Origin of the sequence: Streptomyces sp. NPDC021012 (assembly GCF_044333355.1) — a bacterium.
Taxonomy (GTDB): domain Bacteria; phylum Actinomycetota; class Actinomycetes; order Streptomycetales; family Streptomycetaceae; genus Streptomyces.
In genome coordinates this window covers 279,253-302,958 of sequence record NZ_JBIRQU010000008.1, presented here as the reverse complement: position 1 = coordinate 302,958, position 23,706 = coordinate 279,253, and the positions used below count along the sequence as shown (strand labels likewise).

General features: G+C 73.4%; 25 protein-coding genes. 12 read left to right on the top strand and 13 right to left on the bottom strand.

Annotated elements, in window-relative coordinates; translation table 11 throughout:
• The first annotated feature begins 159 nt into the window (after positions 1-159).
• Together ACH4TP_RS26810 and ACH4TP_RS26805 are read left to right on the top strand one after the other, a co-directional pair.
• Entirely contained in the window at positions 160-1,020 is an 861-nt protein-coding gene (locus ACH4TP_RS26810) for a S1 family peptidase (protein WP_398439341.1), read from the top strand.
• Between the two features lie 47 nt (positions 1,021-1,067).
• Positions 1,068-1,949: a S1 family peptidase gene (locus ACH4TP_RS26805; RefSeq protein WP_398439340.1), complete on the top strand. Its 882-nt coding sequence runs from the start codon at positions 1,068-1,070 to the stop codon at positions 1,947-1,949.
• Between the two features lie 402 nt (positions 1,950-2,351).
• Here ACH4TP_RS26805 and ACH4TP_RS26800 read toward each other — a convergent pair whose 3' ends face one another.
• Complete coding sequence (locus tag ACH4TP_RS26800; protein WP_398439339.1) at positions 2,352-3,401, bottom strand: DUF3533 domain-containing protein; 1,050 nt, start codon at positions 3,399-3,401, stop codon at positions 2,352-2,354.
• Between the two features lie 211 nt (positions 3,402-3,612).
• Here ACH4TP_RS26800 and ACH4TP_RS26795 point away from each other — a divergent pair, with 211 nt between their 5' ends.
• Entirely contained in the window at positions 3,613-4,482 is an 870-nt protein-coding gene (locus ACH4TP_RS26795; protein WP_398186123.1) for an esterase/lipase family protein, read from the top strand.
• On the opposite strand, the gene ACH4TP_RS26790 is transcribed toward ACH4TP_RS26795, so the two are convergent.
• Positions 4,479-5,432 (bottom strand): lytic polysaccharide monooxygenase, encoded by a 954-nt coding sequence (locus ACH4TP_RS26790; protein ID WP_398439338.1) that lies wholly within the window; start codon positions 5,430-5,432, stop codon positions 4,479-4,481. The two genes, ACH4TP_RS26795 and ACH4TP_RS26790, sit on opposite strands and share 4 nt — an antisense overlap.
• Before the next feature lie 108 nt (positions 5,433-5,540).
• Positions 5,541-6,209, bottom strand: a complete 669-nt coding sequence (locus tag ACH4TP_RS26785; RefSeq protein WP_398439337.1) for a response regulator — start codon at positions 6,207-6,209, stop codon at positions 5,541-5,543.
• A 133-nt stretch (positions 6,210-6,342) separates the two neighbouring features.
• Between ACH4TP_RS26785 and ACH4TP_RS26780 the strand changes: the two genes are divergently transcribed.
• The 4 genes from ACH4TP_RS26780 (at position 6,343) to ACH4TP_RS26765 (ending at position 9,849) form a co-directional block, all read left to right on the top strand.
• Entirely contained in the window at positions 6,343-7,326 is a 984-nt protein-coding gene (locus ACH4TP_RS26780) for a Bug family tripartite tricarboxylate transporter substrate binding protein (RefSeq protein ID WP_398186135.1), read from the top strand.
• A complete protein-coding gene (locus ACH4TP_RS26775) occupies positions 7,323-7,817 on the top strand; it encodes a tripartite tricarboxylate transporter TctB family protein (protein WP_389228673.1) in 495 nt (164 codons plus the stop codon). Before ACH4TP_RS26780 ends, ACH4TP_RS26775 begins: the two co-directional genes overlap by 4 nt.
• 3 nt (positions 7,818-7,820) lie before the next feature.
• Entirely contained in the window at positions 7,821-9,311 is a 1,491-nt protein-coding gene (locus ACH4TP_RS26770; protein ID WP_389228670.1) for a tripartite tricarboxylate transporter permease, read from the top strand.
• Between the two features lie 127 nt (positions 9,312-9,438).
• Entirely contained in the window at positions 9,439-9,849 is a 411-nt protein-coding gene (locus tag ACH4TP_RS26765; RefSeq protein ID WP_389228667.1) for a DUF6299 family protein, read from the top strand.
• Positions 9,850-9,877: 28 nt separating this feature from the next.
• Here the strand turns inward: ACH4TP_RS26765 and ACH4TP_RS26760 are convergent, their stop codons facing one another.
• Together ACH4TP_RS26760 and ACH4TP_RS26755 are read right to left on the bottom strand one after the other, a co-directional pair.
• A complete protein-coding gene (locus tag ACH4TP_RS26760; RefSeq protein WP_389228664.1) occupies positions 9,878-10,357 on the bottom strand; it encodes a DUF402 domain-containing protein in 480 nt (159 codons plus the stop codon).
• Positions 10,338-11,261, bottom strand: coding sequence for a GNAT family N-acetyltransferase (locus ACH4TP_RS26755; RefSeq protein ID WP_398439336.1), 924 nt, complete (start codon positions 11,259-11,261; stop codon positions 10,338-10,340). The genes ACH4TP_RS26760 and ACH4TP_RS26755 overlap by 20 nt, the downstream gene beginning before the upstream one ends.
• A gap of 74 nt (positions 11,262-11,335) precedes the next feature.
• Between ACH4TP_RS26755 and ACH4TP_RS26750 the strand changes: the two genes are divergently transcribed.
• Complete coding sequence (locus ACH4TP_RS26750; protein WP_389228658.1) at positions 11,336-11,710, top strand: GntR family transcriptional regulator; 375 nt, start codon at positions 11,336-11,338, stop codon at positions 11,708-11,710.
• A gap of 1 nt (position 11,711) precedes the next feature.
• Here ACH4TP_RS26750 and ACH4TP_RS26745 read toward each other — a convergent pair whose 3' ends face one another.
• A complete protein-coding gene (locus tag ACH4TP_RS26745; RefSeq protein ID WP_398186144.1) occupies positions 11,712-12,833 on the bottom strand; it encodes a DUF5925 domain-containing protein in 1,122 nt (373 codons plus the stop codon).
• Between the two features lie 212 nt (positions 12,834-13,045).
• On the opposite strand from ACH4TP_RS26745, the gene ACH4TP_RS26740 reads away from it, so the two are divergent.
• On the top strand, positions 13,046-13,852 hold the full coding sequence (locus ACH4TP_RS26740; protein ID WP_389228652.1) for an SGNH/GDSL hydrolase family protein: 807 nt from the start codon (positions 13,046-13,048) through the stop codon (positions 13,850-13,852).
• Here ACH4TP_RS26740 and ACH4TP_RS26735 read toward each other — a convergent pair.
• Positions 13,836-14,789: a protein kinase gene (locus ACH4TP_RS26735; RefSeq protein ID WP_398186149.1), complete on the bottom strand. Its 954-nt coding sequence runs from the start codon at positions 14,787-14,789 to the stop codon at positions 13,836-13,838. The genes ACH4TP_RS26740 and ACH4TP_RS26735 overlap by 17 nt on opposite strands.
• A gap of 321 nt (positions 14,790-15,110) precedes the next feature.
• Between ACH4TP_RS26735 and ACH4TP_RS26730 the strand changes: the two genes are divergently transcribed.
• Positions 15,111-15,383, top strand: coding sequence for a hypothetical protein (locus ACH4TP_RS26730; RefSeq protein ID WP_389228646.1), 273 nt, complete (start codon positions 15,111-15,113; stop codon positions 15,381-15,383).
• 152 nt (positions 15,384-15,535) lie between these two features.
• On the opposite strand, the gene ACH4TP_RS26725 is transcribed toward ACH4TP_RS26730, so the two are convergent.
• Genes ACH4TP_RS26725 through ACH4TP_RS26715 form a run of 3 tightly spaced genes read right to left on the bottom strand, consistent with a single transcriptional unit; the run spans position 15,536 to position 18,493 of the window.
• Positions 15,536-16,732, bottom strand: coding sequence for a CaiB/BaiF CoA transferase family protein (locus ACH4TP_RS26725; protein WP_398439334.1), 1,197 nt, complete (start codon positions 16,730-16,732; stop codon positions 15,536-15,538).
• Positions 16,733-16,781: 49 nt separating this feature from the next.
• Positions 16,782-17,558, bottom strand: a complete 777-nt coding sequence (locus ACH4TP_RS26720) for an ABC transporter permease (protein ID WP_398186156.1) — start codon at positions 17,556-17,558, stop codon at positions 16,782-16,784.
• Positions 17,555-18,493 (bottom strand): ATP-binding cassette domain-containing protein, encoded by a 939-nt coding sequence (locus ACH4TP_RS26715; RefSeq protein ID WP_398439333.1) that lies wholly within the window; start codon positions 18,491-18,493, stop codon positions 17,555-17,557. Before ACH4TP_RS26715 ends, ACH4TP_RS26720 begins: the two co-directional genes overlap by 4 nt.
• Positions 18,494-18,556: 63 nt before the next feature.
• On the opposite strand from ACH4TP_RS26715, the gene ACH4TP_RS26710 reads away from it, so the two are divergent.
• A complete protein-coding gene (locus ACH4TP_RS26710; RefSeq protein WP_398439332.1) occupies positions 18,557-19,300 on the top strand; it encodes a TetR/AcrR family transcriptional regulator in 744 nt (247 codons plus the stop codon).
• On the opposite strand, the gene ACH4TP_RS26705 is transcribed toward ACH4TP_RS26710, so the two are convergent.
• From ACH4TP_RS26705 to hmgA, 3 genes are read right to left on the bottom strand one after another with little or no spacing between them, the layout of a single operon-like run.
• Positions 19,287-20,498 (bottom strand): type ISP restriction/modification enzyme, encoded by a 1,212-nt coding sequence (locus ACH4TP_RS26705; RefSeq protein WP_398439331.1) that lies wholly within the window; start codon positions 20,496-20,498, stop codon positions 19,287-19,289. The genes ACH4TP_RS26710 and ACH4TP_RS26705 overlap by 14 nt on opposite strands.
• Positions 20,499-20,512: 14 nt before the next feature.
• A complete protein-coding gene (locus tag ACH4TP_RS26700; protein ID WP_389228629.1) occupies positions 20,513-21,262 on the bottom strand; it encodes a GntR family transcriptional regulator in 750 nt (249 codons plus the stop codon).
• Positions 21,263-21,304: 42 nt separating this feature from the next.
• Entirely contained in the window at positions 21,305-22,618 is a 1,314-nt protein-coding gene (gene hmgA / locus ACH4TP_RS26695) for a homogentisate 1,2-dioxygenase (protein WP_398439330.1), read from the bottom strand.
• A gap of 391 nt (positions 22,619-23,009) precedes the next feature.
• Here hmgA and ACH4TP_RS26690 point away from each other — a divergent pair, with 391 nt between their 5' ends.
• Positions 23,010-23,672, top strand: a complete 663-nt coding sequence (locus ACH4TP_RS26690; protein WP_398439329.1) for a TetR family transcriptional regulator — start codon at positions 23,010-23,012, stop codon at positions 23,670-23,672.
• The last annotated feature ends 34 nt before the right edge of the window (positions 23,673-23,706 follow it).

Below are 23,706 nucleotides of genomic sequence, written 5' to 3'. Positions count from 1 at the left end.
CGGCCGGGAAGGTCGGGGGCGCTTGTACGTACGGCGGTCTTGTGCGCCCGCTCCGGGAGGGCCACTATCACTGGCGGTGCATGTCAGGAACACGTCACCTGATGGCGCCTCACGGGCCCGCCATCCACGGGCCCCTCCGCTTTTCCCAGAAGGAGAACCGTGAGGAGCACAGTGAGGAACACCCGCACCCGTCTGCTCGCCGTCGCCGCCGGTATCGCCGCCGCGACCGCCCTCGGACTCCCCGGCGCCCAGGCCGCCCCCGCGCCCGGACCCGCCCAGCTCGCCCGCGCCGACGCCGCCGTCGAGGCCGCCGGGGTCGGCGGCACCGCCTGGTACGTCGACAAGGCCTCGGGCCGGGTCGTCGTCACCGCCGACTCCACCGTCACCGACGCGGGACTCGCGAAGATCCGGAAGGCGGCCGGCGCCGACGCCGGAGCCCTCCGCGTCCAGCGCACCCCCGGCGTCTTCAAGCCCCTCCTCGCCGCCGGAGACGCCATCTACGGCGGCGGCTACCGCTGTTCGCTCGGCTTCAACGTCAAGGACAGCGGCGGGACGTACTACTTCCTGACCGCCGGGCACTGCGGCAACGTCGCCAACACCTGGTACACCAACTCGGCCCAGTCGACCCCGATCGGCGCCACCGTCGGCTCCAGCTTCCCGGGCAACGACTACGCCCTCGTCCGCTACGACAACACCTCGCTCGCCCACACCGGCGGCTTCACCGCCGCCGACGCCTACGTGGGCGAGGCCGTCAAGCGCTCCGGCTCCACCACCGGCACCCGCGGCGGCACGGTGACCGGCCTGAACGCCACCGTCCACTACTCCAGCGGCGGCACGGTGAAGGGCCTGATCCAGACCAACGTCTGCGCCGAGCCCGGAGACTCCGGCGGCGCGATGTACGACGGCACCAAGGCGCTCGGCCTCACCTCCGGCGGCAGCGGCAACTGCTCCACCGGCGGCACCACCTTCTTCCAGCCGGTGCCCGAGGCGCTCGCCAAGTACAACGTCAGCCTCTTCTGACCCCGCACGGACACCCACTGATCCCCCCCCCACAGGAGGAACAAGAAGTGACCACCCCCACCAAGAAGTTCCGGCTGCTCGCCCTCACCGCCGGTCTCGTCGCCGCCGCCGCGACGCTCGGCGTCCCCACCGCGAACGCCGACTCCGCGCAGACGTTCAGCGCCACCCAGCTCTCCGCCGCGGGCGACGCCGTCCTCGCCGCCGACGTCGCCGGCACCGCCTGGCGCGTCGACACCGCCACCGGCCAGGTCGTCGTCACCGCCGACTCCACCGTCTCCCCGGCCGAGATCGCGAAGATCAAGCACAAGGCGGGGGCCAACGCCGGCGCGCTCCGCATCGAGCGCACCCCCGGCACGTTCAACAAGCTGATCTCCGGCGGCGACGCCATCTACGCGAGCAGCTGGCGCTGCTCGCTCGGCTTCAACGTCAAGGACAGTGCGGGGAACTACTACTTCCTCACCGCCGGCCACTGCACCGACGGCGCGGGCACCTGGTGGTCCAACTCCACGCACACCACCGTCCTGGGAAGCACCGCCGGGTCGAGCTTCCCGGGCAACGACTACGGCATCGTGCGCTACACCAACACCACGGTGACCAAGTCCGGCGCGGTCGGCAGCGTCGACATCACCAGCGCCGCCAACGCCACCGTCGGCATGTCCGTCACCCGCCGCGGCTCCACCACCGGCATCCACGGCGGCACGGTGACCGGCCTGAACGCCACCGTGAACTACGGCGGCGGCGACATCGTCTCCGGCCTGATCCAGACCAACGTCTGCGCCGAGCCCGGAGACTCCGGCGGCCCGCTCTACTCGGGCAGCAAGGCGATCGGCCTCACCTCGGGCGGCAGCGGCAACTGCTCCTCGGGCGGGACGACCTTCTTCCAGCCCGTGACGGAGGCGCTGAGCGCGTACGGGGTGAGCGTGTACTAGACCGTACGGACAACGGGTCTGCCCGGGGGGGCCTGCCCCCCCGGGCACCTGCCGGACACCGCCCGCGGCGTGTTTCGTGACGGGGGTCCGCGTCGTCGTCGAAAGACGTTCCGTTGTCGCACGAGCGAGGCCCTGACCAGGCCGCCGGCCAGCAGTCAGCACCCCGGACCCCGGCCCCGGCGGACCCCGCCGGCCTCATGGCCCTGCAACGCGGTGCCGGAAACGCCGCGGTGCCGCGCATGCCGGAATCGGCCGGGCATCCGTACGCGCAGCACCGGCACGGGGCGGGGTGCGGCCATCCGCAGGACGCCGGCGTCGCCCACCGGTCGTCCACGGCGACCCTGCCGGAGGAATCGGTCGCGGGGCCGGCCACAGCGACTGGGGCCGGGCCGACGCGGACACCTACGTGCCGCTCGCACCGGAGGTGGGGGACACCTCCTCGGCGATCGGCTCTGCCGCAGGCTGCCGCTTCAGCGAGGACATCACCAGGGTGACCGCCGCGCCGACGACCGCCCAGGCCGAGAGGACCAGCATCGAGGCGGTCATGTCGTTGCCCTTGAAGTACGCGATCGAGCGCGCCGCCCAGGTGCCCGCGCCCGGCGGCAGGGCGGGGCCGATCGCCCGCCAGAACGGCGGCAGCATGGGCGCGGGGAAGGCGCCGCCCGCGCTCGGGTTGCCCATGATGACGATCAGCAGGATCGCGAGGCCGATGCCGACGATCCCGAAGACGGACTGGAGGGCGAGGGTCGCGGCGCCGACGGCGAAGACCACCAGGGTGCCCAGGCCCCACAGGGCGGCGACGCTGCCGGGCAGGGCGCCGAGGATCGGGCCGACGATGATCGCGCCGCCGAGACCGCCGAGGGCCGAGTAGAGCGCCAGGGTGCCGAGGCGGATGATCGCGCGCTCCGGGTTCGCGGGCCGGGAGCCGGCGCTGATCGCCAGGATCGCGGCGCAGATGTAACCGCCGACGCACCAGCCGATGACCAGGTAGAAGGACGACAGCCCGTTGAAGTCCTCCCGCGAGGCGGGGGCCACGTCGACCGTCCGCACGGCGCGCCCCTGGGCGCCCTCCACCGTGGTGAAGATCTTCTCCAGGGCGGTGGAGAGCGCGGCGCCGCCGCCGGAGGCGACGAGCAGGGTGTCGGTGCGGCCGGTGACGTCGACGAGCAGGGCGCCGTCGATGTCCCGGTTCAGGATCTGGTCCCGCGCCGCGGCCTCGTCGGCGACCGCCCGGGGGTCGACCGGCGAGCCGGGGAGCTTCTCCAGCTGCCCGACGAGCTGCGCGGAGACCTGCTGCGGAGCGACGACGCCGAAGGGCACGTCCTTCGGCTTCGGATGGTGCAGGGCCCCGACGTACGAGGCGATGAACAGGAGCTGGAGGGCGAAGACGCCGACCACGAGCAGGGCGGCCCGGGGGGTGACGGCGCTTTTCAGTTCATCGACGAGACTCATGCCCCCACGCTCGGGGGCGGCGGGCGTTCCCGCAGGCGGGTGGGGGCCGAACGGCTGACGCCCGCGTGACGACGCATCACTTTTTACCGACGCGTAACTTCCCAGCCGAGGCTACCCGTGCGTAGCTTGGCTGGAGAGCATCCCCACTTGTGGTCCGGACCGCAGGGCACAGCACCCCCACCTTCCCCTTGAGCCGCAAGGAGATCGCCCGATGCTGCCCCCGAAGTCCTGGAAGCGCGCGGTCAGAGCGCTGTCCGTCCTGCTCCTCACCGCCGCCGCCACCCTCGCCCCCACCGCCGCCGCCCAGGCGGAGACCGCCCCCAGCCGCGGCTGGAACGACTTCTCCTGCAAGCCGTCCGCCGCGCACCCGCGCCCCGTCGTCCTCGTCCACGGCACCTTCGGGAACTCCGTCGACAACTGGCTGGCCCTCGCGCCCTACCTGGTCGACCGGGGCTACTGCGTCTTCTCGCTCGACTACGGCCAGCTGCCGGGCGTGCCCCTCTTCAACGGGCTCGGCCCCATCTCCGCGTCCGCCGGACAGCTCGCCACCTACGTCGACCGGGTCCTCGCCGCCACCGGCGCCCCCGAGGCCGACCTCGTCGGGCACTCGCAGGGCGGCATGATGCCCCGCTGGTACCTCAAGTTCCTCGGCGGGGCCGAGAAGGTGAACACGCTCGTCGGCATCGCCCCCGACAACCACGGCACCACCCTGAGCGGCCTCACCAAGCTCCTGCCGTACTTCCCCGGCGCCGAGGACCTCATCAGCTCCGCGACCCCCGGCCTCGCCGACCAGATCGCCGGCTCGGCCTTCATCACGAAGCTCAACGAGGGCGGCGACACCGTCCCCGGCGTCCGCTACCACGTCATCGCGAGCCAGTACGACGAGGTCGTCACCCCGTACCGCTCCCAGTTCCTGAGCGGCCCGAACGTCACCAACGTCCTCATCCAGGACAAGTGCGCGCTCGACCTGTCCGAGCACGTGGCCATCGGCACGGTGGACCGGGTCACCTTCCACGAGGTGGCCAACGCCCTCGACCCGGCCCACGCGACCCCGACCACCTGCCTCTCGGTCGTCGGCTAGCGCGTCCGGCGCCGCCGGGCCGTCCCGAAGAGCACCGCGGCACCGAGCGCGAGCACGGCGGCGCCACCGACCGCCAGATACGGCGTGGTGGCGTCGCCGCCCGTCTCCGCCAGCTCCACACCGGAACCCGGAGCGGCGGCGGGGGCGGGCGCGTCGGGAGAAGCCGGCGCGGTGGACGCCGACCCGTGCCCGCCGTGCCCGCCGTGCCCGACCGTGGACTTGTCCGCACCGTCCGCGATCTGCTCCTCGCTGGGAGCCGAGGCGGTGGGCGCGGGCGCGGTCGTGGCGGGAGGGGTCGTGGCGGGCGCGGTCGTGGCGGGGGCCTCCTGCCCGAACACCACGTCCGAGCAGGTGTAGAACGCCTCGGGGGAGTCGGAGCGCTGCCAGATCGAGTAGATGAGGTGACGGCCCGACTTCTTCGGCACCGTCCCCCGGAACACGTAGTCGCCGTTCTGCATCCCCGGGTCGGTCACCGTCACGAACGGCTTCTCCTCCAGGTCCGACCACTTCAGCGGCTTCGACGGGTCGTACCCGTCCTTCGTCACGTACAGCGCGAACGAGCCCTTGTGCGGGGCGGTCCCCTTGTACCGGAAGGTGTGCGCCCCGGAACTCATGCGGCTCGCCGGCCAGTCGGCCCGCGCCAGGTCGAGCCCCCGGTACTTGTCGTTGCCCGCGCTGCACAGCTTCCCGTCCGGGATCAACCGCCGGTGCTGCCCGGCCGCGTTCGCGATGTTCACCGCGTTCCAGTCATAGAACGCCTGCGCCCCGCTCGCCCCCACCGCCGCCTTGCACGCCGCCGACCTCGGCGCCTCCGGCCCCTCCGCATAACAGGCCGCCACCCGGCTCACAGGATCGGTCATCGACCCGTGCGCAAAGGCCCCGGGCGCCACGGCGAGACCGGACAGGACCAGGGCGGCGGTGGTGACGGCGACGGTACGGCGTGAGCTCACGGGGACTCCTTCAGAGGGGGGACGCCCAGCAAACTAGCCCCGGAAGAAGCACGGATGACGGCCCTTAGGGCCGCGTTAAGGCGCAGGTAAGAGGCCCCTCAGGAACAGCTACCCGATCCGCCGGTAGCGCCGCTCCGGGCGGCCCGTGCCGCCGTATCGGAGGGTGACCTCGGCGCGGCCCGTTTCCGCGAAGTACTCGAGGTAGCGGCGGGCGCTGACGCGGGAGAGGGAGCCGGCCTCCGCGCACTCCGTGGCCGACAGGCCCTCCGGGTGGGCGCGGAGGACGGAGTCGACGAGGTCGGCGGTGTGGGGGGCGAGGCCCTTGGGGAGTTCGCGGGAGCCGCGGGGGCGGGTGCCGAAGATCTGGTCGACGTCCTCCTGGCGGGCCTCGTCCAGTTCGGCGAGGCGGGAGCGGAGGGAGGCGACGTGACGGAGCTGCTCGTGCAGGGCGGCCTGGGTGAACGGTTTGATCAGGTAGTGCAGGGCGCCCGCGCGGAGGGCCGAGCGGATCGTGCCGACGTCCCGGGCGGCGGTGATGAAGAGCGCGTCCATGCCCAGACCGGCCGCGCGCAGCTCCCGCAGCACCCGGACCCCGTCCATGTCGGGCAGGAAGACGTCCAGGAGGACGAGGTCGGGGCGGAGGCGCTCGGCCGCGCGGAGCGCCTCGGTGCCGCTGTGCGCGACCCCGGCCACGGTGAAGCCCGGCACCGCCGAGACATAGCGGCAGTGCAGCTTGGCGACCATGAAGTCGTCGTCCACGACCAGCACCTTCGTCACGCCGACCCACGCTAGGTCCCGACCACAACGACCACAACGTCCGTTGATTGCGGAAGAGAGACAGCTTCTTAACGCGAGGGCAACATGTGGGCCACCTCACATCCCCCAACCCTCTGTCTGAGAGGCGGCACACGTGCGGTTGCGCACCCCCTTCGCCCTCCTCGGGGCGGCCCTCCTGGTGCTCGTGGGCCCACCGCTGCTCACCGCGGGCACCGGTTCCGACACCGGCACCGCGATACCCGGCCTGCGCTTCATGGTCCCCAACACCCCCGGCGGCGGCTACGACATCACCGCCCGCACCGCCGCGAAGAACGCCGAGGAAGCCGGTCTCACCGGCGACGTCGAGGTCTTCAACCTGCCCGGCGCGGGCGGCACCGTCGGCCTCACCCGGCTCGTCGGCGAACGCGGCAACGGCCGCCTCGCCATGTCCATGGGCCTCGGTGTCGTCGGCGCCGTCCACACCAACAAGACGCCCAGGACCCTCGCCGACACCACGCCGATCGCCCGGCTCACCGAGGAGCAGGACATCGTCGTGGTCGGCAAGGACTCCCCGTACAAGACGATCCAGGAGCTCCTCTCCGCCTGGAAGAAGGACCCCGGCAAGCTGCCCGTCGGCGGCGGCTCCTCGCCCGGCGGGCCCGACCACCTCGCCCCGATGCTCATGGCGCAGGCCGCCGGGATCGCGCCCAAGGACGTCAACTACGTGCCCTTCGACGGCGGCGGCGAACTCCTCGCCTCCATCCTCGGGAGCAAGGTCGGCTTCGGCGTCTCCGGCGTCGGCGAGTACCTCGACCAGATCAAGGCGGGGGAGCTGCGCCTCCTCGCCGTCACCGGACCGAAGCGGGTCCCCGGTCTCGACGCCCCCACGCTCCGCGAGGCCGGTCTCGACACCGAGTTCACCAACTGGCGCGGCATCGTCGCCCCGCCCGGCCTCTCCGACGCCGAGCGCGAGAAGCTCGTCGCCCTCGTGACCGGCCTGCACGGCTCCCCGCAGTGGCGCGAGTCGCTGAAGACCCACGGCTGGAACGACGCCTTCCTGCCCGGAGCCGAGTTCGGCACCTTCCTCACCGAGCAGGACCGGCGGGTCGGCTCCGTCCTCAAGGAGCTCGGCCTGTGAAGACCCTGCTGCGCGGGCGGTCCGAACTCGGCGTCGGCGCCCTGCTGTTCCTCCTCGGCGTCCTCGTCCTCACCGACGCCCTCACCCTCGACGCCGACATCGCCGGACGCGGCCCCGTCGGCCCCGCCACCGTCCCCCTCGTCGTCGGCTGCGGCCTCCTCGTCGTCGCCGTCCTCCTCACCGTCGACGTGCTGCGCGGCGGCCGGGGCGAGGCCGAGGGCGGCGAGGACGTCGACCTGACCGAACCCGCCGACTGGCGCACCGTCCTGCTCCTCGCCGGCGTGTTCCTCGCCTTCGCCGTCCTCATCGGCCCCCTCGGCTTCCCCGTCGCCGGCGCCCTCCTCTTCTGGGGCGCCGCCTACGCCCTCGGCAGCCGCCACCTCACCCGCGACCCGCTGATCGCGGCCGCCCTCTCGCTCCTCACCTACGCCGTCTTCGACAAGCTGCTCGGCGTCCCGCTGCCCGGCGGCCCGCTGATGGGAGTGATCTGACCCGTGGATTCCCTGAACTCCCTCATCGACGGCTTCGGGACCGCCCTCACCCCGATGAACCTGCTGTGGGCCGCCATCGGCGTGCTCCTCGGCACCGCCATCGGCGTCCTGCCCGGCATCGGCCCCGCCATGGCCGTCGCCCTGCTGCTCCCGGTGACCTACGGACTCGAACCGACCGGCGCGTTCATCATGTTCGCCGGCATCTACTACGGCGCCATGTTCGGCGGCTCCACCACCTCGATCCTCCTCAACACCCCCGGCGAGAGCGCGGCCGTCGTCGCCGCCATCGAGGGCAACCCGATGGCCAAGTCCGGGCGCGGCGCACAGGCCCTCGCGGCCGCCGCCATCGGCCACTTCGCCGGCGGCATGATCGGCACGACCCTGCTCGTCGTCCTCGCCCCGACCGTCGCCGCGCTCGCCGTCGACATCGGCGCCCCCGACTACCTCGCCCTCATGGTCCTCGCCTTCATCGCGGTGACCTCCGTCCTCGGCTCCTCCCGCATCCGCGGCCTCGCCTCGCTGCTCATCGGCCTCACCATCGGCCTGGTCGGCCTCGACCAGATGACCGGGCAGCAGCGCCTCACCTTCGGCTCGCTCCAGCTCGCCGACGGCATCGACGTCGTCATCGTCGCGGTCGGCCTCTTCGCGATCGGCGAGGCCCTGTGGGTCGCCGCGCACCTGCGCCGCACCTCGGGCGAGGCCATCCCCGTCGGCCGCCCCTGGCTCGGCAGGGACGACGTGAAGCGGACCTGGAAGTCCTGGCTGCGCGGTCCCCTCATCGGCTTCCCGTTCGGCGCGATCCCGGCCGGCGGCGCGGAGATCCCGACCTTCCTCTCGTACGTCACGGAGAAGCGGCTCTCGAAGCACAGGGACCAGTTCGGCAGGGGCGCCATCGAGGGCGTCGCCGGACCCGAATCGGCTGCCTCGGCCTCCGCCGCCGGCACGCTCGTCTCCATGCTGACCCTCGGGCTGCCCACGACCGCCGTCGCCGCCGTGATGCTGGCCGCGTTCCAGCAGTACGGCATCCAGCCCGGCCCGCTGCTCTTCGAGCGGGAACCGGAACTGGTCTGGGGCCTCATCGCCTCGCTGTTCGTCGGCATGGTGCTGCTGCTCGCGCTCAACCTGCCGCTCGCCCCCGTCTGGGCCAAGCTGCTGCGCATCCCGCGCCCGTACCTGTACGCCGGCATCCTCTTCTTCGCCGCCGTCGGCGCGTACGCGGTGGGCGGCGAGGCGCTCGACCTGATCGTGCTGCTCGTCATCGGGCTGATCGGCCTCGGGATGCGGCGCTACGGCCTCCCGGTGCTGCCGGCCGTCATCGGCGTCATCCTCGGCCCGGCCGCCGAACAGCAGCTGCGCCGCGCCCTCCAGATCAGCGACGGCTCGCTGGGCGGGCTGGTGAACACCCCGTTCTCGGTCACGGTCTACACGGTCGTCCTGCTGCTGCTCGCCTGGCCGCTGGTGAGGAGGGCGACCGCCCGGCGCGCCCCGCACTGACCGTACGACGGTATGCGTACCGGCTCTCCAACTCGCCGTCGATGGGGTGAGATTCGGACAGTCGGCGACCGGATCCGGTATCCCTGGCGGGCAGCACCTTCCCCCCACCCCGAAGGGACCCCCGCCCATGCGCGTCCGACTCGTCCTCGCCGCAGCAGCCCTGCTGACCGCCGCCGTCGCCCCTCTCGCCCACGCGGAAGGGGTCGACGGCCTCACCATCGACGCGTACGGCACCCTCGCCGCCGACGCCACGGTCACCGTCTCCGGCACGTACCGCTGCCTCGACGACAGCGAAGGACCCGTCTTCGTCAGCTCCAACCTCAAGCAGGACAGCCGTTCCACCGGCATCGGCGGCACCCGCGCCGTCTGCGACGGGCACCTCCACACCTGGACCAACAGCGCCGTCGTGAAGGACCCCGCCTACCGGCCGGGCGCCGCCCGCGTCGAGGCCACCCTCGTGCAGCTCACGGCCGGCGAGACGGGCCTGCCGCTGCCGGGCTTCCTCGCCAAGGAGCAGGCGGACGTCGAACTGCGCTGACCAGGCCGGCGTCGAACCGCGCCGGGCCCTAGCCCAGCAGGTCGACCAGGCCCTCCCGGCCGAGCAGCTCCAGCTCGTCGAGGGCCACCACGGCACGGGCCGCCGCCTCCGGGTCGGAGGCGGCGAGGCCGCTCGCCGCGAACTCGTCCTCGTCGAGCCGCAGCACCTCGCTGCCGTCCGCCGACACCCACAGGTCCAGGTCCAGGTCCTCGACCACCACCCCGGAGCCGTCGAACACGGCCGGCCGGGTGATGTCGCAGTACCAGCCCTTGAGGGAACCGTCGGCCGACCACACCTCCTTGACCGTGAACCAGCGGTCGCGCCAGTAGTGCTCCACGAACACGTCACCCGGCTCGAACCGCACGAAGCCGAAGTCCCGCACCCCCTCGGCCGCCCACGGGGCGCGCACCGACATCCGGGCGCCCTCCTCCGTCAGCACCTCGGCCGGGTAGCGGATCTTCGTCCTGCCCGCCTTCGTCAGGGTGATCTCAACCGATCGTCCGGACATGCCGCACCTCCGTCGCGCAGATCTCGTAACCGAACCACTCGTTGATCGACAGCATCGGCCCGTTGCCGGCGTCGTTGCTCGTGAACGCCTCCGTGCAGCCCGCGTCCCTGGCCCGGTGCAGCGACGCGTTCTTGGCGAGCTTCGCGAGCCCGCTGCCCCGGAACGCCGGCGCGGTGCCCGTCATCCCGGACCAGTACCGGCCCAGACCGTCCGTCTGCGCCGCGCTGAACGCCGCCGGCACGCCGTCGACCACCGCGACCGTCGTCAGCGCCCGGTCGAGCAGCGGATGGTCCCAGGTGGTCTCCCGCCAGTGCGCGTAGTCGTCCAGCTCCGTGCCCACGTCCCCCGGCTCGTCCGCCGTCGTCACCGCGTCCAGCTCGAACAGCGGCCGGGGATCGGCCGCGAAGTCCTCCGCCGTGCGCAGCTCGACACCGGCCGGCGGGTCCTGGAGCGGCGGCAGCTCGGCCGTCGTCAGGTCGAGCCGCAGGAAGTGCGCGCTGCGGCTGGGCGCGTACCCCCGCCGTTCGGCCCACCTGCGGTTCGCCGGCTCGTCGAGGACCCAGCTGTACAGGACCCGCGCGCCCCGCTCCACGAGGTGCTCCTCGGCGGCGCGCAGCAGCAGCGTCCCCGCGCCGAGCCCCAGGTGCGCGGGGTCCACGTACACGTTGACGGAGCCGATCCCGGGCTCCGGCGCGTCGTGGGCGATCCTCAGCTGCGCGGTCCCGATGATCCCGCCGTCCTCGGTCTCGGCGACCAGCGGGCGGTAGTGGCTGTCGGGATGGGCATGCGCCCAGTCGAAGGCGAGCTGCTCGGCGGTCGCGAGCATGAACGGCAGCGCCGCCCTGCGGACCCGGGCGAAGCCCTCGGCGTCCTGGGCCCGTACATCACGGACGATGACAGTCATGTGGCGGCACGCTACGGGCGCGGGGCGCGCCACCGCCTCCCATTTTCCGGTGGGGTGGGGGCAGAATCGGAGGGGTGACACTCACCATCGCTGTGGACCACGGATCCACCACCGCTCCCTACGAACAACTGCGAGCCCAGATCTCGGAGCGTGCCCGGTCGGGCAGACTGCCGGTCGGATACAAACTGCCGACGGTACGGGGGCTCGCGGAGCAGTTGGGCCTCGCCGCGAACACGGTCGCCAAGGCGTACAAGGCCCTGGAGGCGGACGGGGTCATCGAGACGCGCGGGCGCCACGGCACCTTCGTCGCCGCCGCGGGCGACGCGGCGACCCGCAGGGCCGCCGCTGCCGCCGCCGAGTACGCCGAGGAGGCCCGTCGTCTCGGCCTCAGCCGCGAGGCCGCGGAGGCGGCGCTGAGCGAGGCCCTGCGGGCGGCGTACGACCACTGACCTACAGGTACAGGCCCGCCCCCGCCGCGCGGGGTTCCGGGAGGTCCGTGGAGGGCGTGCCGCGGCGCAGCGCGAACAGCTCCGCCAGCGTCGCGCCCTCGCGCGGCACGCCCTCCTCGCGGCCGAGCCACTCCACCGACTCGGCCCGGCTCAGCGGCCCGACCTCGATGCGGGCCAGGCAGCGGCCCGGCCGGACCACCGCCGGATGCAGCCGTTCCAGGTCCTCGTTGGTGGTGACCCCGACGAGGACGTTGCGCCCTTGGCCGAGCAGCCCGTCCGTCAGGTTGAGCAGCCGTGACAGGGCCTGTCCCGCGGTGTGCTTGGCGCCGCCGCGGATCAGCTCGTCGCAGTCCTCCAGGAGCAGCAGCCGCCAGCGCTCCTTCGCCGTGCCGTCGTCCTCGCCGATGGCGATGTCCATCAGGTAGCCGATGTCGTTGAAGAGCCGCTCCGGGTCGAGCACGCAGTCCACCTGGCACCAGTCCTGCCAGGCCCGGGCCAGCGTCCGCACCGCCGAGGTCTTGCCGGTGCCCGGCGGGCCGTGCAGCAGCAGGAGCCGGCCGGTGATGTCCTCCGGGGTCACCTTCATGAGCCGGTCCATCGCGTCGGCCACCGGCGCCGAGTAGTTGGGCCGGACCTCGTCCCAGGTCCCGGCGCTGATCCGGCGGGTCATCCGGCGCGGGCCGCGCTGCGGAGCCACGTACCAGAAGCCCATCGTGACGTCCTCGGGCTCCGGCTCCGGTTCGTCCTTCGCCCCGTCCACGGCCTCGGCGAGGATCCGCTTCGCCAGCTCCGGGTCGGTCGCCGTGACGGTCACGTCCGCGCGCCGGTTCCAGCGGGAGGAGAGGATCGTCCAGCCCTCGCCCTCGGCGAGGACCGCGCTGCGGTCGTCGTCGCTCGCGGCCCGCAGCACCCGTGCTCCTTCCGGGAGCAGCGTCGCGTCGGGCTTCGCCCGGTCCAGGGTGGTGCCGTGCGCGTGCGGCTGCTCCCCGGTCGCGAACCGGTCGAGGAACAGCGCGTCCAGGACGTCCCCCGGCGAGTCGCTGTCGTCGAGGTTGACGATGACGGGCAGCGGCGCGGTCGGCGCCGGCTGCGAAGTGGGCGGTACGGCGGGGGTGTCAGGCATGTCGCCCATGATCCGACAAGGGGCGGGGCCGCGCACCGGGTTTTGCGGTCGCCGCGCACGGGGTGGTGCCGCCTTCTGGAGTGGCTTGATCTCGACGGTCCCTGACGGAGGATCGGAGGCCACTCACTCCCACTTTTGACATGGACACTTCCGGTCGGGGGGATCCGCTGCTACTACCTGGTAACGCAGAGATCCTGCTACAGGGAGGTTCCATGAGACTGCCCCGCTTCGTCGCGCTTTCGTCCTCGCTGCTCCTCGGCGCCGTCCTCACCCTCACCGGGGCGGGCGCGGCCCAGGCGGCCGAAACCGCCGCACTCGACTACGTGGCCCTGGGGGACTCGTACTCCTCCGGTGTCGGCTCCGGGAGTTATGACAGCGCCAGTGGCGACTGCAAGCGCTCCACGAAGGCGTACCCGGTCCTGTGGAAGAACGCGAACGCCCCCTCCTCGTTCGCCTTCACCGCCTGCTCGGGCGCCCGAACGGGTGATGTGACCGCGAATCAGCTCGGACCCCTCTCGGCCGCCACCGACCTGGTCTCCCTCACGATCGGGGGAAATGACGCCGGTTTCGCCGACGTCATGACGACCTGTGTGCTCCAGTCCGAATCCACCTGCATCAACCGCGTGAATCAGGCCAAGGCCTACGTGGACAGCACGCTCCCCGGAAAGCTCGACTCCGTCTACGACGCCATCCGCAGCAAGGCGCCCTCCGCCCACGTCGTCGTCCTCGGCTACCCGCGCTTCTACCAGCTCAACGGCGGCTGCATCGCCGGCCTGAGCGAGAACGAGCGCAGCGCCATCAACAACGCCTCCGACTACCTCAACGCGGCCACCGCCAAGCGCGCGGCCGACCACGGCTTCACCTTCGCCAGCGTCGTCCCCGCCTTCACCGGGCACGAGATCTGCTCCAGCTCGGCCTGGCTGCACAGCGTCAACTGGCTCAACATCGGCGAGTCGTACCACCCGACCGCCGCCGGACAGTCCGGCGGCTACCTGCCCTCGTTCAACGGGGCGCTGTAGCCGGTCCGCCGGGACCGGCCGGAGCGGTGCTCGTGGCGCCGCCCGGTCCCGGTCCGGTGTCCGGTCCGTCGTCCCGTACCGCCTGATACGTCAACGCACCCGCGAGCAGCAGCGCCCCGACGATCCCGGCCACCAGGACGGGCCCCCGCCGGGGCGCCGCCGTTCGTCGGGAAGGCGCCGGCGGGGCTCCGGCCCGTGCCCCGCCGTCGTCCTCGCCCGGGCCGCCCAGGCCGCTCCGGCCGGTCCGGTCCGGGGCGGAAGCCCCCACCGGCCCCGCCGTCGGGCGCGTGCCGCCCGCCGCCACCCGGCGCAGCTCGTCCTCGGCCCGATCGGCCGTCAGGGCGGGCTCCTCGCCCGTCAGTGCGTCGATCACGGCGCCCAGCGGTCCGGACCGGCCGCCGGCCGCCGCCTCCAGGAGCACCCCCAGGGAGCGCAGATCCGCCTCGGGGCCCGCGCCGTCGTCCGGCGCGCCCCAGAAGCCGGTGACGACGACCCGCCCGTCGTTCGCGAGGATCACCTGCCCGGGACCCACGCCCCGGTGCGGGACGCCCGCGGCCCGTGCTGCCCGCAGACCGGCCAGGACCTCGGCGCCGACGCGCGCGGCCTCGCGCGGGGGCAGCGGACCGTCCGCGTCGAGGGTCTCCGCGAGGGTGAGACCGCGGACCAGCTCCGTCACCACCCAGGGCCGGCCGTCCTCGGTGGCCACGCCGAGGACCCGGACGACGGAGGGGTGGGAGATCCGGGCGGCGGCCCGCGCCTCGCGCTCCCGCCGCGCGTACAGCAGCGGCACCTCGTCCGCCGGCAGTCCGGCCGGGGCCCGGAGCTCCTCCAGGGCCACCTCGTGGCGGTCCGTCTCGTCCAGGGCGCGCCAGACGGTGCCCGTCGCCCCCTCGGCGAGGACGTCGAGCAGCCGGTAACGACCCGCGATCACCGTCATGGATCCACGGTAGCCGAGGGGCGTCCGCCCGGCCCCGGTCCTGCGGAGGTCCCTCGGCCGCCGGTCCGGACGATCTTGGTGGCGGAGATCACATCCGTCCGCGCGTCCGTTGGTGGCGGTCCGGGGTGCAGGATGGTTCGTGACGGTTCGGCAGGTGTTCGAGTGCTGTCCAACTCGCCCTGGAATCAGATGGATTCGTACGGTGACCGTCAACCCCCGTACGAGTGCGGTGAATCCCGCCGCCGGGATACACGGGTGTCGCGGTGGGGCGATAGGGTTAGCCTGCCCGGGTCGGGTGCCCTTGTACGGGTGGGGAGTGACATGGAACAGATAGCAATGCGCAGCAGGCCGCGTGTGCCTGCCATCACCTGCGGGAGCAGCGCGACCAGTTCGCGGCTCGACCGCCATCTCGCGGTGCTCGGTGGCCCCGCGCTGCCTCAGCGCGAGGTGGCCGAGGCGACCCTGCTCATGCGGGAACTGACGACGCGCACGCGCGAGGTGCCGGTGCACAGCCACCGCAGCCGCAGCGCGCGGGTCTCGCTCTTCGCCCCGCTCCGCCGCCTGCGCCGCTCGCTCTTCGGCACGGGCCGCTAGCCCCGACACCCCGGCCGCCCGTACGGCCCCGACCACGACCCCGCCGGACGTGTCCCCGCCCGTCCGGCGCTCTGTCGTGCCCGGGGCCGGTCGAGTGCCTGGTGCCCGTACGGCGGCCCCGTGCATCCCCCCGTACGGCGCCCGAGTCCCCGTCAGGTGATCACGCCCGCGTCGCGCAGCTCTTTCACCTCGGCCTCCGGCACCCCGAGCTCGGCGAGCACCTCGTCCGTGTCCTGGCCGAGGGCGGGGATGCGGTCCATACGGGGCTCCGGGGCGTCGGGGAACACGATCGGCGGCAGCAGGGAACGCAGCGGTCCCACCGGGGACTCCACCGCCCGCCAGCGGTCGCGGGCCGTCAGCTGCGGGTGGTCCGCGAGCTCCGCGACCGAGTTGAGGCGGGCGCAGGCGACGCCCGCCGCGTCGAGCCGGGCGAGTGCCTCCGCCGCCGTCAGCGGCGCGAGCGCCGCCGCGACCACCGCGTCCGTCTCGGCGCGCCCCGCCACCCGCGCCGTGTTCGTCGCGAAGCCGGGGTCGTCGGCCAGTTCGGGTCGGCCGAGGACCTGCTCGGCGAGCCGCCGCCACTCCCGGTCGTTCTGCACGGAGAGCAGGACCAGACCGCCGTCCGCCGTCGGATAGGCGTCGTACGGGGCGATCACCGCGTGCGCGAGCCCCGTGCGCGCCGGGGGAGTGCCCCCGTGCATCCCGTGGTGCAGCGGATGCCCCATCCACTCGGCCAGCGAGTCGAGCAGGGAGACCTCCACCGGGCCGCCCCGGCCGGTCGTGCCGCGCCGGACGAGGGCGGCGAGGACGCCGGAGAACGCGTACATCCCGGCCGCGATGTCGGCGGCCGGGATCCCGGACTTGACGGGCTGTCCGGGCGTGCCGGTCACCGACACGAGCCCGGCCTCGCACTGGACGAGCATGTCGTACGCCCGCTTGTGCGCGTACGGCCCCTCCGCCCCGTACCCCGAGACGTCCACCGCGATCAGCTCCGGGTGCGCCGCGCACAGGGTGGCGGCGTCGAGGCCGAGGCGGGCCGCCGCGCCCTGCGCCAGGTTCTGCACGAAGACGTCGGCGCCGGCCACCAGCTTCCGGACGAGCGCCAGGCCGCGGGGGTCCTTGAGGTCGACCGCCACCGACTCCTTGCCTCGGTTGCACCACACGAAGTGGGAGGCGAGGCCCCGGGCGGCCGTGTCGTACCCCCGGGCGAAGTCGCCGCCGTCGGGGCGCTCGATCTTGACGACGCGGGCCCCCAGGTCGGCGAGCTGTCTGGTGGCGAAGGGCGCGGCGACGGCCTGCTCGACGGCGACGACGGTGATCCCGGCGAGGGGGAGTGGCTGGGTGCTCATGACCGTCCTGCCTACCGTGCCCGGCCGGTCCCTGTCATCAGGGGGTGCGTCACCCCCGGGCGTACCGGCGCACCGCGAGCGGGGCGAAGACGGCGATCAGGCCGAGCGACCAGAGCAGCGCGCCCGCGACGGGGTGGGCCACGGGCCAGGCGGCCTCCGCCGGGACCGGCGCGTTGCCGAAGAGGTGCCGGACCGCCGTGGTGACGGCCGAGACGGGGTTCCACTCGGCGACCGTCCGCAGCCAGCCGGGCATCCCGTCGGTGGGGATGTACGCGTTGGAGAGCAGCGGCAGCATGAAGGCGCCGCTGCCCAGCTGCCCGGCCGCCTCCTCGCTCTTCGAGGCGAGGCCGAGCAGGATGCCGATCCAGGTCGTCGCGAAGCGGAAGAGGAGCAGCAGGCCGAAGGCGCCCAGGGCCTCGGGGAGCGTGCCCTCGATCCGCCAGCCCATGGCGAGGCCGACGAGGATCAGCGGGACCGTGCCGACGGCGTTCGCGAGCAGGTCGGCGAGGGCCTGTCCGAGGGGGACGGCGGCCCGGCTCACGGGCATGGTCCGGAAGCGGTCCATGACGCCCCGGTGCGCGTCCTGCGCGGCCTGGAGCATGCCGGTCATCAGACCGCCCGCCGCCGTCGCCACGAGGATGCCGGGCACCAGGTAGGCCCGGTACTCGGCGCCGGGGGCGGCGAGGGCGCTGCCGAAGACGTATCCGAAGAAGAGCAGGAAGACGATCGGCATCGTCTGGGTCATGACGGTGATCGCGGGCGCGTGCCTGATCCGCCGGAGGTGGCGGCCGAGGACGGCGGTCCCGTCGTGCGCGAGGGCGCTCACGCGACGAGCTCCTTCCGGTCGGTGAGGCGCAGGAACACCTCGTCGAGGGTGGGCGGGCGCAGGGAGGCGTCGACGATGTGGACCCCGGCGGCGTCGATCTCGCGGACGATCCGGGGGAGGGTGAGCGTGGTGTCCGTGGTCACCGCGCCGACCGTGCGCCGCTCGGCGTCCAGGACCGGTGCCGAGCCGGTCAGCTGGTCGAGGACTGCCGCGGCCGCTTCGAGGGAGGACGGTCCGGCGACGACGACCTCGGCGTAGCTGCCGACGAGCGCCTTCAGTTCGGCCGGGGTGCCGCGCTGCGCGGCCCGCCCCTCGTCGATCAGCACGATGTCGTCGGCGAGCTGGTCGGCCTCCTCCAGGTACTGCGTGGTCAGCAGCACGGTCGTGCCCTGCTCCGCCAACTCCCTTACGGCGTCCCGGATCCCGTTGCGGCTGTGCGGGTCGAGCCCGGTCGTGGGCTCGTCGAGGAAGAGCACCCGCGGCGGCACGATCAGGCTCGCGGCCAGGTCGAGGCGGCGGCGCATGCCGCCGGAGTAGGTGCGGGCGGGCCGTCCGGCGGCCGCGGTGAGGCCGAACCGTTCCAGGAGCTCGTCGGCGCGGGAGCGCGGGGCGCGGAGCAGCTTGGCGAAGAGGCGGAGGTTCTCGGCACCGGTGAGGTCGCCGTCGACGGAGGCGTACTGACCGGTGACCGCGATCCGCTTCCGTACCCCCGCCGGGTCGCGCACCACGTCGTGGCCCGCGACGAGCGCGCTGCCCGCGTCGGGCGCGACCAGGGTGGTGAGGACGCGGACGGCGGTGGTCTTGCCGGCGCCGTTGGGGCCGAGGACGCCGCAGACCGTGCCCTCGGGGACGGCGAGGTCGAGGCCGCGCAGGGCGTGGACGTCGCCGTAACGCTTCCGCAGGCCTTCACTAAGTACAGCGTACGTAGTCGTCATGGCGCGACCATACCCCACTACGTACGGCGTACGTAACTACGATGGTGAGCGAGGTGATGATCCATGGCGGGCCGAGCGGCCGTACCGGAAGTGATCTGGGCGCGGCCCGAGCGCACGGGCCGAGGCCCGAAACCGGCCTACAGCCGGCGGGACATCGTGGACGCCGCCGTCCGCATCGCCGACGCGGACGGCATCGACGCGGTCTCCATGCGCCGCGTCGCCGCCGAACTCGGCTGCGGCACCATGTCGCTCTACAACTACGTCCCCCGCAAGGAGGACCTGTACGAGCTGATGGTCGACGCGGTCAGCGGCGAGTACGAGCTCCCCGAGGAACCCAGCGGCGACTGGCGCGCCGACATGACCGGCATCGCGCACCAGAGCCGCGCGATCATGTACCGGCACCCCTGGCTGGCCCGGATCATGACCACCGCCTACGGCTTCAGCCCCAACGCCCTGCGCTTCCTGGAGTGGTGCCTCGGCTGCCTCGCCCCGCTGGACGCGCCCGCCGGGCTGAAGATGCAGCTGATCGCCATGGTCAACGGCACGGTCATGGCGACCGTCGCCAACGAGCAGGCCATCGCCGAACGGGCCCGCGGACTGCCCTGGTCCGAGGCGGAGGAACAGGCGGTGCGCGGCGCCTACCTCATGGGGCAGGTGGCCAGCGGCCGCTATCCGCACCTCGCCGGACTGCTCGCGGAGGCGCCCGCCGCCCCCGTCGAAGCGGACGAGATCTTCGCGATGACCATCGCCCGGCTGCTCGACTCGTTCGACACCCCGGCCCCGGGAGCGCCGGTCACAGGAGCATGAACTGCCCCTCCGGGCCCTCCTCCTGATGGTCCAGGACGGACGCGGGACGGCGGGCCCGGTCCGGCGGGGGAAGGATCCCGGCCGCGCGCAGCTCCTCCCGGCCCGCCGTCCGTTCGGCGAAGGCGGCCCGCTCCGGCTCCCGTGCCCCGAGCAGCGCGAGCACGGTGACCAGGTCGAGGAGCTCCGAGGTCCACTCCTGCGGCCAGGCGGCCGGCCCGATCGCCTCCAGGGAGCCCGGCTCCGCCGGGGCCGTCCGGTGCGCGAACCACTGCTCCAGGACCCGCACCCCGCCGACCCGGTACTCCCAGGCCTCCACCGGTACGGGGGAGATCCGGCCCCCGCCGAGATCGAGGACCTCCTCCTCGGGGTCGTACGCCATCGTGGCCGGCCGTGCCGGGACCGCCGCCCGCACATAGGGCCGCCGTCCGCCGGGCATCCGGGGCTTCGTCCCGCTCAGGGCGCCGCGCAGCTGCACGTCGGCGAGGTCGCGGCCGAGCGCCACGCCCGTGGCCCACACCTCCGGGTCCCGGGGGAGCGGGACGCGGCACCCGGCGGGGGAGGGGAGGGCCGCCGCCACCGCCCAGGCCAGCCAGTCATGGGCGCCGACCTCGCACCCGTACCGCTTCCCGAGGAAGTCGAGCAGGCCGGGCGCGAGATTGGGCTCCCGGCCGCCGGGGCGCCGGAACAGCGGCCGGATGCGGCCCGGCCGGCCCGCCGGGGAACGCCCCTCCGGCAGCGCGGCCGTCACCAGGAGCGCGGGTCCCGCCGCCCCCGGCACGTACCCCTGCTCCACGGCGAAGAGCTGCGGCTCCCCGGCGACCCGCCACAGCTCCGGCCGTGCGGTGTCGATCAGCCGGTGGTCCGGCAGCAGCCACTGCTCGTCGAACGGCCCCTGCGCCACCCGCACCGGCTCCGGACACGGTCCCGACTCGCGCGCGAACCGCGTCGTGCCGGTCCGCTGCCCGGGCAGCGCCCCCACCGCGCTCGTCTGGCTCCGCGCCCGGCTCGGCCGGAACAGCGCCTCCCGCTCGGCCCCCTCGGCCGCCACGAGCCGGTCCCAGCGGGTCCGCAGGGTGCGGACGTCGGGCGCCACGATCCACGACCGCCCGAACCGCAGCGGGGCCACGGACCACGGCATCAGCTCGTCGAGAAGGGGCGCGTCGTCGACAGCGCCGGGGGCTTCCGTCACGCCCCGCATGGTAGTGACGGCGGTCAGTGCGCTTCCACCGTCACCGTGAAGGAGAAGCGGTCGCCGCGGTAGCGGATGCGGGCCACGTCGACGACGCGGCCGTCCTCGTCGTAGGTGACGCCGGTGTAGTGGAGGATCGGGGAGAGCAGCGGGACCCGGAGCAGTCCCGCCGTCTCCGGGTCGGCGAGGCGGGCCTCGACGGTGTCCGTGATGCGGCTGATCCGCACGCCGACGACGTCCCGCAGCACCTTCGTCATCGGCCAGCGCTCCAGGTCGGCCGGGTCGATCGCGGCGGCGAGCTCGGGCCGGACCGCGTTCTCCGCCCAGTTCGTCGGCTCGCCGGTCTCCCCGTCGCTGCGCAGCCGCCGGTACGCCACGACCTCCGGCACGTCCGGGAAGTACTCCGCGAGCTCCCCGGGCACCGGCTCGGCGCCGTGCCCGAGGACCGTCGTCCGCTCGCCGGACTGCTGGGCCACGATCGCGTCGATCGAGCCGAGCAGCCGGCGCGGGGTGGACCGCCGGGCGCCCGGCTCGATGAAGGTCCCGCGCCGCCGGTGCCGGCTGATCAGGCCCTCCTCCTCCAGTTCCTTGAGGGCCTGGCGCATGGTCAGCACGCTCACGCCGTAGTGCGCGGCGAGCTGCTCCTCGGTGGGCAGCCGCAGCGAGGCGTCGGGCGTGCGGCCCAGTATCGAGGCGCGCAGCGACTGCGAGACCTGATACCAGAGCGGCAGCTTGCGGTTCAGGACCAGCGAGTCGGGAGCGAAGGCGGTCACGGGATCTCCGTACGAAAAGGCTACGGGCTTACGGCCGAGACATTACGGCCGGAAGTGGCGCTCAAGACCCTGCCATACGTCGTCGTATCCCTTCTGCAGATGACCGGCGGTCGCGGCCTGCGGGGTCGCGGTCACCGGCCAGCGGGTCTCGAACATGAAGGCGAGACCGTCGTCGATCTTCTGCGGCTTCAGCTCGGCGGCGCTCGCCCTGTCGAAGGTCTCCCGGTCGGGGCCGTGCGCGGACATCATGTTGTGCAGGGAGCCGCCGCCCGGCACGAAGCCTTCCGCCTTCGCGTCGTAGGCGCCCTCGATGAGGCCCATGTACTCGCTCATCACGTTCCGGTGGAAGTACGGCGGGCGGAAGGTGTCCTCGCCGACCAGCCAGCGCGGGGCGAAGACCACGAAGTCGACGCCCGCGAGCCCCGGGGTGTCGGAGGGCGAGGTGAGGACGGTGAAGATCGACGGGTCGGGGTGGTCGTAGGAGATCGTCCCGATGACGTTGAAGCGGCGCAGGTCGTAGACGTACGGGGTGTGGTTGCCGTGCCAGGCGACGACGTCGAGCGGCGAGTGGCCGTACGTCGCCGACCAGAGGTTGCCGCAGTACTTGTTGACGACCTCGACCGGGCCCTCGACGTCCTCGTAGGCGGCGACCGGGGCGCGGAAGTCACGGGCGTTGGCCAGGCCGTTGGCGCCGATCGGGCCGAGGTCCGGGAGCTGGAACGGGGCGCCGTAGTTCTCGCAGACGTAACCGCGGGCCGTCTCGTCGAGGAGCTCGACGCGGAAGCGGACGCCGCGCGGGATCAGCGCCACCTCGCCCGGGTGGGCGGCGAGCAGGCCCAGCTCGGTGCGGAGGAGGAGGCCGCCGCGCTCCGGGACGATCAGCAGCTCGCCGTCGGCGTCGCCGAAGACCCGCTCCATGGAGGCGTTGGCGTGGTAGAGGTGCACGGCCATGCCGGCCCGCTGCGTCGCGTCGCCGTTGCCGCCGAGGGTCCACAGGCCGGCCAGCCAGTCGGTGCCGGGCGCCGGCTCGGGCAGCGGGTTCCAGCGCAGCCGGTTGGGGTCCGGCACGGTCTCGGTGAAGGGGGCGCCGACCAGGGTGCCGTTGTCGATCCGGGTGAACGGCGGGTGCGCGGCCGAGGGGCGGATCCGGTAGAGCCAGGAGCGGCGGTTGTGGGCCCGCGGCTCCGTGAAGGCGCTGCCGCTGAGCTGCTCGGCGTAGAGGCCGAGGGGGGCGCGCTGCGGCGAGTTCCGGCCGTCCGGCAGTGCGCCGGGGACCGCTTCCGAGCTGTGCTCGTTGCCGAAACCGGTGCTGTAGGTGAGCGCCTCGGCCGTCTTCCTGGCCTGCTCCGTGGTCATCGACCGCTCCTGTCCTGAGCCCGCGAGGGAATCCTATGGATGACCGTAGGATTCCGCGCGCCCCACGTCAACGGGGCACCGGCCTCCGGCGCCCGGATCGGCGCGCGCAGGGGGTTCAAGAAGATGAACATTGCTCTACTCTCTCGCGCATGTCGTGGACCTCGTGGACCCGAAGACTCGTCTCCGTGCTCTCGGTCGTGCTCGTGGCGCTCGCCGCGGCCCTGTTCACCGCTCCTCTGGCCCAGGCCCACGAGGAACGGCCCGTCACCCTCCCCGACGGCACCGGCAGCGTGCCGAGGCTCCGCACCGGCGAACCCGACCTCCTCGTCCGCAAGGCCGACCGGTCCGTGCGCCGGACCGCTGATCGCCTCATCCGGACCGGAGCGGCATCATGGACCCCGTGCCTCAGACCCGCCCCCGAACCCAGCCGGCGCTCCGCCGCGCCCCCGTGCAGCAGCGCAGCGCCGAGCGGCTGGCCCGGATCCTCGACGCCTGCGCCGTACTCCTCGACGAGACCGGGTACGAGCAGCTGAGCACCCGGACCGTCGCCGCACGTGCCGGCGTCCCCATCGGTTCCGTGTACCGCTTCTTCGGCAACAAGCGGGCGATGGTCGCCGCCCTCGCCCACCGGAACCTCGACCGGTACGCCGAGCGGATCTCGGACCGGTTCGCCGCGGCGCCGATCCTCGACGCGCACGGCGCCATCGACGGCGTACTCGACGAGTTCATCGAGATGAAGCGGACCGTCCCCGGGTTCGCGCTCGTCGACTTCGGGCTGCCCGCCGCCGCCCCCGGAGAGGCCGCGGCGGACGGAGCGGCCGAAGCCGCTGCGGAGGATCCCAACCGGCTCGTCGCCGAACGGATCTGCGCGCTCCTCGCCACCCACCTGGGCCGCGCCGCCGACGAGGAGCTGCACCGGAAGGTGCTCGTCGGCGTCGAGACCGCCGACGCCCTGGTCCGGCTGGCCTTCCGCGCGGACCCCGGCGGGGACGCGGCGCTCGTCGCCGAGACGCGGTGCCTGCTCCACGCCTACCTGGCGCCCTCGCTCTCCTGACCTTCCACAGGCCCCTCCCGCCCGTGCCTACCGG